Annotated in this window: 8 protein-coding genes and 2 pseudogenes; 9 read left to right on the top strand and 1 reads right to left on the bottom strand. The window is 40.4% G+C overall.

What is annotated here, in order from left to right:
* The 3 genes and pseudogenes from B5F87_RS19370 to B5F87_RS19360 all read left to right on the top strand — a co-directional run.
* Positions 1 to 240: pseudogene (locus tag B5F87_RS19370) on the top strand (ABC transporter ATP-binding protein); the annotation flags it as partial.
* A complete protein-coding gene (locus tag B5F87_RS19365) occupies positions 233 to 1,939 on the top strand; it encodes an ABC transporter ATP-binding protein (protein ID WP_087284113.1) in 1,707 nt (568 codons plus the stop codon). The pseudogene B5F87_RS19370 and the gene B5F87_RS19365, both read left to right, overlap by 8 nt.
* Positions 1,939 to 2,067: pseudogene (locus tag B5F87_RS19360) on the top strand (TnpV protein); the annotation flags it as partial. The gene B5F87_RS19365 and the pseudogene B5F87_RS19360, both read left to right, overlap by 1 nt.
* Positions 2,068 to 2,348: 281 nt before the next feature.
* On the opposite strand, the gene B5F87_RS19355 reads toward B5F87_RS19360, so the two are convergent.
* Entirely contained in the window at positions 2,349 to 2,993 is a 645-nt protein-coding gene (locus B5F87_RS19355; protein ID WP_158097111.1) for a TetR/AcrR family transcriptional regulator, read from the bottom strand.
* Between the two features lie 220 nt (positions 2,994 to 3,213).
* On the opposite strand from B5F87_RS19355, the gene B5F87_RS19350 reads away from it, so the two are divergent.
* From B5F87_RS19350 to B5F87_RS19325, 6 genes are read left to right on the top strand one after another with little or no spacing between them, the layout of a single operon-like run.
* Positions 3,214 to 4,986, top strand: a complete 1,773-nt coding sequence (locus B5F87_RS19350) for an ABC transporter ATP-binding protein (protein ID WP_242964596.1) — start codon at positions 3,214 to 3,216, stop codon at positions 4,984 to 4,986.
* Entirely contained in the window at positions 4,983 to 6,722 is a 1,740-nt protein-coding gene (locus B5F87_RS19345) for an ABC transporter ATP-binding protein (RefSeq protein ID WP_087284105.1), read from the top strand. Before B5F87_RS19350 ends, B5F87_RS19345 begins: the two co-directional genes overlap by 4 nt.
* A 28-nt stretch (positions 6,723 to 6,750) precedes the next feature.
* Positions 6,751 to 7,353, top strand: coding sequence for an MptD family putative ECF transporter S component (locus B5F87_RS19340; protein WP_087284102.1), 603 nt, complete (start codon positions 6,751 to 6,753; stop codon positions 7,351 to 7,353).
* Positions 7,354 to 8,055, top strand: coding sequence for an energy-coupling factor transporter transmembrane component T (locus tag B5F87_RS19335; protein ID WP_087284095.1), 702 nt, complete (start codon positions 7,354 to 7,356; stop codon positions 8,053 to 8,055). It abuts the gene before it with no gap.
* Entirely contained in the window at positions 8,049 to 9,473 is a 1,425-nt protein-coding gene (locus B5F87_RS19330) for an energy-coupling factor ABC transporter ATP-binding protein (RefSeq protein WP_158097110.1), read from the top strand. Before B5F87_RS19335 ends, B5F87_RS19330 begins: the two co-directional genes overlap by 7 nt.
* A gap of 35 nt (positions 9,474 to 9,508) precedes the next feature.
* Positions 9,509 to 9,928, top strand: a complete 420-nt coding sequence (locus tag B5F87_RS19325; protein WP_087284090.1) for a metal-dependent transcriptional regulator — start codon at positions 9,509 to 9,511, stop codon at positions 9,926 to 9,928.
* Positions 9,929 to 10,216 lie beyond the last annotated feature (288 nt).

Below are 10,216 nucleotides of genomic sequence, written 5' to 3'. Positions count from 1 at the left end.
GAGATTGATAAGGCTATTGAAAACCTGTGCAAAGGCAAGACGGTAATCGTTGTTGCTCACCGTTTGGGGGCCTTGAAAATGTGCAATCGGGTAGCCGTTGTCGAAAATCACACGATTACGAGTGTAGGAACACATGATGAAGTCCGGCAGGATAATGCTTATTACAATCAGGCATGGACAGATTATGAAACGGCCCGCAATATTACTTATCAGTTGGAGGGAGGTGCAGATCATGCGTGAAAATCCATTAAAGAAAAACGGCCGGTTTTATCTTGGCATGGTTCTAAATGTTGTGGAAGGTATGCTGTCCGGTTTTAACTTTCTGCTCCTTTATGAAGCGATGAAAATGCTGTGGAATGGGACGATCAACTCGCCCTCTCTGCTCCAGCTTTCTCTGTTTTTAGGCGGCATTTTCATTCTGCGTATTGTGATTTACAGCATTGGCTACACACAAAGTCAGATTGGCGGCGCTGCGGTCAGCAACCGTACCCGGCTGTTCCTTGGCGATAAAATAAAGCGCATACCTCTGTCCAGATTTACGCAAGGCCAGACTGGACAATACATCAACATCGTTACCAGCGATGTCAACAACTATGAAAAAATCCTCACCCATACGGTCGGGGAAATTGTTAAGCACATCACCTTTTGTACCATGATGATTATTTTTGTAGGCTGTATCTGGCTGCCGGGAGGCATCATCCTTGCCTGCGTTGAATTGGTTTTAATTCCGTTTCTCTGGCTTTCTTTTCGAGTTGTCCGCAAGTACGGCACAGAGAAAAACGCTGTCAGCGCCGAAACAGTCAGCAGCATTGTGGAATATGCCACGGGCATTCAGACCTTTCGAGCCTATGGTATTGGCGGAACAAAAAATGAGACGGTAACATCTACTCTAAAACATTTCAGTGATGTGAGCTACAACTACGAGAAACATGGTATTCCGACAAATGCAATACAATGTATCTTTCTGTGGATCGGACTACCTGTAATGATATGGGCGGCTTCTATCCCTATGCTATCTGAGAAACTGGACCCGATTTCGTATTTGTTGATTTGTATGCTGCCCATGCTGCTTGCAAAACTTTCGGACTCCATCTCCCGCGGTCTGATGAGCTACAAAAACCTGAAAATATCCAAAGATAAAGTAGTTGACATTATTGAAGAACCAGAGGAAACCGGCAGTATGGAGTCGCTTCATACTGCCACACATGAAATTACCTTCGACAATGTGGACTTTTCCTATGTGCCTGGAGAGCCGGTGCTGAGACACACAACTTTTACGGTACCAGACCAGAAGTTCACAGCCATTGTCGGGGACTCCGGTTCCGGCAAATCCACCATTCTGAACCTGATTGCAAAGTACTACGAGGCGAATGGAGGAACCATTTCTATCGGCGGCAAATCGATCAACCATGTAGCCGCTGAGCGTGTGTTGGAACAAATCTCTATGGTAGATCAGGATGTTTTTCTCTTTGATGACACCATTCGTGAGAACATCCGCCATGCCCGCCCCAATGCCACGAACGAGGAAATCGAGGCCGCCTGCCGGGAGGCCAACTGTGACGGCTTCATCCGCAAGATGGAAAAGGAATACGATACGCCGACCGGGGAAAACGGAAACCTTCTCTCCGGCGGTGAGCGTCAGCGAATTTCAATCGCCCGCGCTATCCTGAAAAACAGCCCGATCCTGCTTTTGGATGAAGCAACAGCGTCCCTTGACATCGAGAACGAACTGGCGGTAAAGCAGGCCATCGCTAATCTGCTGAAAGCGAAAAAGACTGTGGTAATGATTGCTCATACCCTTTCTATCGTCAAAAATGCAGATCAAATCCTTGTGGTATCTGACGGAAAGATTGCTGAAGCCGGCACTCACGATGAATTGCTGGCTAAGGGCGGAAAGTACGCAGCCATGTGGAACGCCGAGCAGAAATTATCTGCATAAAAGAGGTTAATGCGGCGGGCGTCACCGAGGAATTGAAGGCCCGTGATCTCATGCGCTGGGTGGGGCTGATAAACACGCTGAAAGCGCAGGTGGAGGACATTATACAAGCAGAACTGATATTCAAGTAATAAAATGAGCGCCAGAGAAAAATTCCCTGACGCTCGTTTCTTGCCCAACTAAATATGATTGCTATTATGTAGAAAAAGCAAGGGATTTTCTAATGCGTGGAAATATTTTCTTTCTATTCTACTGAGCACAAGAGAAAGAAGATGATATTTCAATAGCGTGTAGTGGAACTTTTCTAAACAGAATGATTTTCCATATCGTTTTTTACCTTGCTGCTATTGCAATCCTGTTGATTTAGAACAGAACTCCTGATTTTTCAAACAAGGCCTAATTTCTAAATTCATTAAATCTCATATCCTGATTTTATATAGCATGGGGAAAAAGGGTACTCGTGATTTAAATCCCAATATTGGCAAGCTGGTTCTAACTGATAAGTCTCTACGAAATATGCAACAACATATTGTGCCAATTCTTCCGGAGACTCTTTACAGCCATTCAATAACCAACGATTCGCCATTCCCCAAAAACCAGACATACCCAGAAAGAAGTGATAACGTATTTTGGGAGAAAAATCAAAACCACTTTTATCTGCGTTTTCTGGCTTTAAGTCTTTAGCAACATCAAACATCAGTTCATCATAGCTTTGTAACATAAAATAGAGCATTCCACTATCTCGCAATAATTCAAGAAAGGAACGATGTTCTAGCCAATATGAAAAATATCCGATAGCTGTACCATAAAAAGTGTTACAATCTTCTTTCTCTAGTCGTCTGCTCAATCCACTGAAAACCGTCTTACAACATTGCATTAGAAGTTCCTCTTTACTTGCATAATATCGGTAAAAGGTACAGCGTGCTAATTGTGCCCTCTCCACAATTTCAGTGATTTTAATTTCGCGAAACGGTTTTTCTTTCATCAGCGATAATAAAGAATCCATCATCCATTGTTCAATCTGATTTGGTGTTTTGGCTACTTTTTCTTTTGGCATAAACTTCACCTCTGCGACATTTTTTCGTTTTTGTATCATTTTTCTCAGCATATTGAATTGACAATTCTTTTTGGTATAATGATAACAGATTACCCGAAAGATACAAGTGTCTCTTTTAAGAAAATGCTTGTCTGCACTTGCCGTAGTCCATCGGGCTGCGGTAATTATTTTGGAAGGAGGTTAGTGCTAACTAACGAAATTAACCAGATAGGAGGATAACATGAGTAAAGAACGAAACTCTGCCCAGCCAGAAGCTGTGAAAATGTCATATCTTTTTGAACTGGCAGGCAGTAAAAAAACAGGCTTGAATATCGCTGTTATCTTTAGCGTTCTATCAGGCCTATGCACTTTTGTACCATATCTCATGATATTTCGTACAGTGCTATTCCTTTTTGATGGAAGTGGCAATAGTATGGAAGCTATGCGTTATGGGCTGATAGCAGCCGCATTTATTTTGCTACGATTTATATTTCAAACAATATCTGTGAGTCTAACACACTATGGTGCTTATTCAGCGTTGTATGCTGTTCGCAAAAAAATTTGTGAGCATATTGGGAAAGTTAATCTTGGTTTTTTTACTGATAACAGCACCGGTGAGATAAAAAAAGTGTTGATGGAGGATGTTGAGAGATTAGAGCAATTCCTCGCACATCAAATTCCAGATATTACAGTTGCTGTAGTTGTTCCACTGACAGTCTTTATTTATCTTCTAACCATTAATATTCCGATGGCGTTGATTTTGGTTGTCCCAATTATCTTAACACTGGTCTTGCAGTCAATCATGATGGTGCTTGTTACACCGAAAATGCAGGATTTTTCAGTGGTGCAAGGACAGCTCAATTCAGCTCTCCTGCAATTCGTCAATGGGATGCCAGTTATGAAAGCATACAACCTTACAGCTAATTCCTACCAGGCATATTCTAAAGCGGGTGAAGATTTTAATGTTCTTTGGAAACAAATATCGCGTATGGCGGCTCCGATCAGTGCTGTGTGTAAAGTCCTGATTGAATCAGGAGTTAGCTTTACTCTGCCAATGGGAGGATTCTTGTATCTGGCCGGATATTTAGATTTAAGTTCCTATGTGTTCTTTGTTATTATGAGTATCGTTTTTTTATCCTCGTACAATAACCTTATGAACTTTGCTCAAATATTTAGTCAAATATCCGCAGGCCTTGGACGTATTAAAGATATTATGGACATCCCGGAGATGCCGACTGGACAAGAACATTTCATAGTAGAAAAGAATTGCCCTTGTATCACATTCTCTCATGTAAAGTTTGCTTATCAGAAAAAAGAAGTTCTACATGATATTAACTTGGAACTTCCTGCAGGAAGTTTAACGGCATTTGTTGGTGTATCTGGCGCTGGGAAAAGTACTGCGGCTCAACTCATTCCGCGTTTTTGGGATGTCACGAGCGGACAGATTCAAATTGGGGAACACAATATAAAAGACTTGTGTATGGATAATTTGATGGACACAGTATCTTTCGTGTTCCAGGACGCATTTATGTTGGATGATACGATTTATAAAAACATTTCAATCGGCAAGGATAATTGCACACGGGAAGAAGTCGAGAATGCTGCAAAAGCAGCACAGATCCATTCTTTTATTCAATCGCTTCCTGATGGGTACGACACTTACCTTGGTTCTGCCGGGATCAAATTGTCTGGAGGAGAAAAGCAACGTATTTGTATTGCCAGAGCAATTTTAAAGGGTGCGCCTATCATTGTTTTTGATGAAGCGACTTCGTTTACTGATATTGAAAATGAACATAAGATCCAAATAGCCTTGGAGAATTTGCTGAAAGGCAAGACAACAATTATGATTGCTCACCGACTCCATACGATTGTCAATGCAGATAATATTTGTGTATTTCAAAATGGTTCAATCGTTGAAATAGGGTGCCATACAGACTTACTTGAAAAGAATGGTGTTTACGCCGAGATGTGGCGTGCATATACCCAGCAGGGAAAGGAGGTGTTACATAAATGATTTCAATTATAAAATCACTGCATCGCTTGATTGGTCAAAACGGTATACGACTGGTGCCATCTATTCTTTTGAGTGTGTTAGATTCAGTTCTCAATTCCTGTATGTATGGTGTCATGCTATTCGTATTGATTGACTTATCAAACGGACAATTCTCTGCTGAAGGACTCAAAACGTGCATAATCGCTGCCGTAATTATTTTTGTGCTACGTTGCATTGTTCAGGGGATCAGTTTCACACAAGCGCAATGTGTTGGGCCAGACGTTTCTCATAAACTACGGATTTCAATGGGAAACCATATTAGAAGCCTAAACTTGGGCTTTTTCACTAAAAACAGTATTGGGAAGTTGTCTGGCACACTGCTTACTGACATTAACGATTTTGAAACAATTATCACACATTGCTTATGTGATGTTATCAAAGTTACATCCCTTACAATTTTATCTCTTGTCATAGCGTTCATGTTAGATTGGCATGTTGGTCTTGCAGTCACCTTGCTGGTAGGCATAGCTCTGCCGTTGTTAGTGATTTCAGGAAAAGTGTCTGCTCGTAATTCGGACGAACTTAGAGAAGCAAACCGAACTGTAGTCTCACGCATTGTAGAGTACATTGGTGGTATGCGTACTTTTCGACTTTACAATTTGATTGGCAAACGCTTTGATCGCCTCGATAATGCACTGAAAGAATTGCGGAAACAATCCACGAAGGCGGAAATATCTATTTTACCGCTCTCTATGAGTTTTTCAGCAATTACTGCAATGATTGTCCCTGTTTCACTAATTTTAGGAACATGGCTATTGACTTCTAATGAAATTAACGGAGCTAGCTTTTTGTTGGCGATCCTGTTGGCAATCTCTATTTCTAGTACTATGACAGTAGTGAGTTCTCTCTATCCACAGGTACGTTCTATTTCAAAAGCGGCTGATAGTATTATTTCAATTTTGGATGAGTCGCCACTGACCTATCAGGAGAAAGAAGTAAAATTTACGGATTACTCCATCGAATTTAAAAATGTAACTTTTGGATACAATCCAGAAACTACTGTTCTACATGGCGTATCGTTTAGTGCCAAACCAGGAACAACCACTGCCCTTATTGGCCCATCTGGTTCAGGTAAAACAACTATTGTGAGCTTGCTTGCTCGCTTTTGGGATGTGACTGGAGGACAAATTTTAATTGATGGGATAGATTTACGAAAAATCAATCCAGATGTATTGGCAGAACAGATGGCGATTGTCTTTCAAGAGGTTTACCTTTTGAAAGATACAGTTCTAAACAATATTCGCATTGGGAAACCCACCGCAACCAAAGAGGAAGTGATTGAAGCTGCAAAGGCTGCTCACTGTCATGAATTTATTATGGCGATGGAAAATGGATACGAAACGATGATTGGCGAAGGAGGATCAACTCTTTCCGGCGGAGAAAAACAGCGTATTTCAATCGCACGCGCTTTACTGAAGGATGCTCCGATTATTTTGCTTGATGAAACAACCTCTAGTTTGGATGCTGATAATGAAAGAGAAATTCAACATGCTTTTGATCGGTTAATGAAAAATAAAATAGTGCTAGTTATAGCTCACCGCCTTAATACGATAGTCAATGCCAACAATATTTTGGTATTGGATAAAGGCCGTATTCGAGAATCTGGAACGCATGCTGAACTCATGAAGTATGGAGGTTGGTACGCTCAAATGATTGAAGAACAGAAGCAGGCTGAACAGTGGGCTGTGAAAGCATAATAAAAAACAATAGAAAGGTGAATGTAAAATGAACTCTAGAAATTCTAATAAATTACAGATTAAAGACTATATCAACATAGGTATCTTTAGCGCAATTCTCATGGTTTTGTATCTGGTGGCGGCAATGACAAATGTCACACCGATTACTTACTTGATCTACTCGCCGGCCACGGCTTTTGTCGGCGCCATTCCGTACCTGTTTATCACTACGAAGATTCCTAAAAAGGGTACTGTTTTGCTTTTTGCAGTTGTTCCATTCCTTTATTTTCTGCTGCTTGCAGGAACGGAAGGCATGATTGTAGCAGCTTTCTTTGTGGTTTTCGCCATTCTTGCAGAACTCATTTTAGGAAATAATAGAAAGAATTTCAAGAGAATTATCATTTCCTATATTGTGTTTGCTATGTGGAATGCCATTGGTGGTCAATTTAGGCTGTTTGCAACAACTGAATCTTACCTTGAATATGCAAAGAATCTTGGTTTGAGCGAAGTATATATTGATTTCTTGCGTTCACAGGCGAATTATTTTACTTGGACTATTGTTATTGTTGGCAGTGTAGTGGCAGCCGTTGTGGGAATTTATTTGAGCCGACTGATTTTCAAAAAACACCTTACCAAAGCAGGTATTCTGTAAATGTTAAGATTAGATATCCGCACCAAAATTATTATATTACTGACGATAAGTACATCTACGTTTATTGTAAATACACTTTGGATTGAAGTTCTATGTGTAATTATACTAAGCGGAATGCAGCTTGCTTTTGGTAAAAAGGTGTTTAGCAAATGGCTTGTTTTTGCTTATGTTATTCTTTTTTTCGCCCAGTGTACCATTCTTCCTTTAATGCCAACAGTGGTGGAAGCTGCACTTTCTGTTATTGTCGTACAGTTTAGGTCCATGATTCCTCTTTTAATGGGGATTTTAATGATTGTGAGAACAACAAAAGTGAACGAGCTCATAGCAACCATGACTAAAATGAAGATTCCAAAACCAGCAACAATTACTTTGGCAGTAACCCTGCGATACTTTCCTGCTATTGTGGAAGAATGGTCACATATTCGGGAGGCTATGAGATTAAGACCTATTGCATCCACACAAAAAAGTATTCCTAAAAAAATCGCAGTAAACGTGGAGTGTTATCTTGTTCCGTTATTTATTGCCGCCTCTAAAACAGCTGATGAATTAACCGCAGCTGCACTTACTAGAGGAATAGAAAATCCTACCCAAAGAACATGCAGAGGTTACCATCAAATTAGTCGGATAGATATTTTTCTTATTATCTTATGTGTACTGATTATCTTTACGGCTGGTATAGCAAAGGTGGTGAGTTTATGTTAGAGCAAATGACCGATGCTCATATTAAAGTGGAAAATGTTAGCTATTTGTATGACAACGAAATTTCTAGCGGAGTCCAGGAAATTAATTTCGAGGTACGACCAGGCGAGTGCGTTTTGTTATGTGGGAAAAGCGGATGTGGAAAAACAACGGTTACCAAACTGATAAATGGTTTGATTCCTAATTTTGTGGAAGGAAAAAAGCAAGGGACTGTTTTTCTTGGTGGAAAGAATATTGAAAAACTAGCTATGTATCAAATTTCTGATATTGTGGCCAGTGTTTTTCAGAATCCTAAAAGTCAATTCTTTAATATTGATCCAGAAAGCGAAATTGTTTTTACATTGGAAAATCAAGGAACAGCTCTTGAAGAAGTTGAGACGAGGCTTAAAAAGACAATCGTAGAATTGGAACTCGAACCATTGCTCGGGAAAAGTATGTTTGCAATGTCTGGAGGTGAAAAACAACGTATTGCTTTTGCCTGTGCCTATGCTACAAATCCAGAAATCATAGTCTTGGATGAACCGACAGCCAACTTAGACATGGACGCTACTGCACAAATTGCTAAAATCATTGGCAAATTAAAGGCCTGTGGCAAAACTATATTAATAGCGGAACATCGTTTAAATTGGTTAAAGCCACTTGTTGATCGAATTTTCCTTTTTGAAAACGGCAAACTGATCGAAGAATATGAAGCAATGTCATTCTACCAAAAAAGTGATGAATGGAGACGCTATCGAGGACTTAGACAATTAGAAGATCAATCAGACTTTTCAACCAAAAGCAAACACGATGGAGCTTCGCACAAACTTGAATTCAAAAATTTGTATTTGGCTTACGAGAGAAAGTGTGTCGCCAGTGATTTGAATTTTACATTGTATTCAGGCGAAGTTACTGCATTGACAGGACGTAATGGTGCTGGCAAAACTACGCTTGCAAGATGTTTATGCGGATTACATAATGAGGCAGCAGGTAACATTTTTTTAGATGAAGAAAAACTATTAGCCAAGCAGCGTCGGAAGATAAGCTATTTGGTTATGCAGGATGTAAATCATCAACTGTTTGCTGAAAGTGTTGAAGCGGAATGTTTTTTAGGTAGTATGGCTTCACAAGCAGATGTTAATGAGTTGCTGAAAGAATTTGATCTTTATCAATTCCGAGAAAAACATCCGCAAACTTTATCAGGTGGACAAAAACAAAGACTGGCAGTTGTTACTGCTCTTTTATCCAATAAAAGGGTACTGATTTTTGATGAACCTACAAGTGGATTAGATTATGACAATATGCTTCGAGTCAGTAAAACGCTTAAAACGTTGGCGGAAAAGGACTATTTTGTTTTAGTTATTACCCATGATTTTGAATTGATTGAATCAGCTTGTGACCGTTGTCTTAGACTGGGAAATAACCAAATTTATGATTTATAACTGCACTATTTATAGTAGACAGGAGATGAGAGTAACTGATACTTCATTCGTCCGGGGAGGACTATCTGGAGGCCATCCTTGTTCTCCGAAAGAAACTCGGCATGGTGCGCTCCGTAGACGTGGCCCGGCACATGAGAGTGTCAAAACCGAGTGTTTGTGTGGCGGTCAACACCCTGAAAGACGGCGGCTTTCTCACAATGGATGAAGATCACTTTCTCCATTTGACCGATGTAGGCCGCGAGGTTGCCGAAAAGATTTATGAACGCCATTGCTTCTTTACGGAACAGCTTATCGCAGCAGGTGTTGATCCAGAAACTGCAGAGGTCGATGCCTGCCGGATAGAACATGTAATCAGTAATGAAAGCTTTGAACGGTTGAAAAAGGCCGCCTTTAGAAATCAGGAAAACGAGATTTCTGCCCTGTCAAAAGCGATAAAGGATAAGCCCACCGAATAAAAAAAACGGTGTTTCGGTGGGCGGCTTCATCATGCCTGATTACACATCTTCCCTCTGAACCCGTTTTGGGTTTGGAGGGATTTTTTTAATTGATAGGAAATTCCGATTTTTATGGAATTAAAAGAAAGCAAGAGTTCACCGAACATATGTTAGATAAACTCTTGCTTGGGCAGGAAGATAAGACGACACGGGTTAGAAGATATAAAAACCTTCTACGCCAGCCTCGTCATCAAACAGATCATCTTCATTTAAAAAATAATCCATATCGAGAAGATCATCCTCGCTCAT

It is taken from the genome of Eubacterium sp. An3, assembly GCF_002159465.1.
Taxonomy (GTDB): Bacteria; Bacillota; Clostridia; order Lachnospirales; family Lachnospiraceae; genus Anaerobutyricum; species Anaerobutyricum stercoris.
This window is presented reverse-complemented; position numbering and strand designations above follow the sequence as displayed.

What these genes read in the sequence shown, in the direction of transcription:
- B5F87_RS19345 (WP_087284105.1), top strand. Translation starts at nt 4,983, where the DNA reads ATGATTTCAATTATAAAATCACTGCATCGCTTGATTGGTCAAAACGGT.
- B5F87_RS19335 (WP_087284095.1), top strand. Translation starts at nt 7,354, where the DNA reads ATGTTAAGATTAGATATCCGCACCAAAATTATTATATTACTGACGATA.
- B5F87_RS19340 (WP_087284102.1), top strand. Translation starts at nt 6,751, where the DNA reads ATGAACTCTAGAAATTCTAATAAATTACAGATTAAAGACTATATCAAC.
- B5F87_RS19350 (WP_242964596.1), top strand. Translation starts at nt 3,214, where the DNA reads ATGAGTAAAGAACGAAACTCTGCCCAGCCAGAAGCTGTGAAAATGTCA.
- B5F87_RS19355 (WP_158097111.1), bottom strand. Translation starts at nt 2,993, where the DNA reads ATGCCAAAAGAAAAAGTAGCCAAAACACCAAATCAGATTGAACAATGG.
- B5F87_RS19330 (WP_158097110.1), top strand. Translation starts at nt 8,049, where the DNA reads ATGTTAGAGCAAATGACCGATGCTCATATTAAAGTGGAAAATGTTAGC.
- B5F87_RS19365 (WP_087284113.1), top strand. Translation starts at nt 233, where the DNA reads ATGCGTGAAAATCCATTAAAGAAAAACGGCCGGTTTTATCTTGGCATG.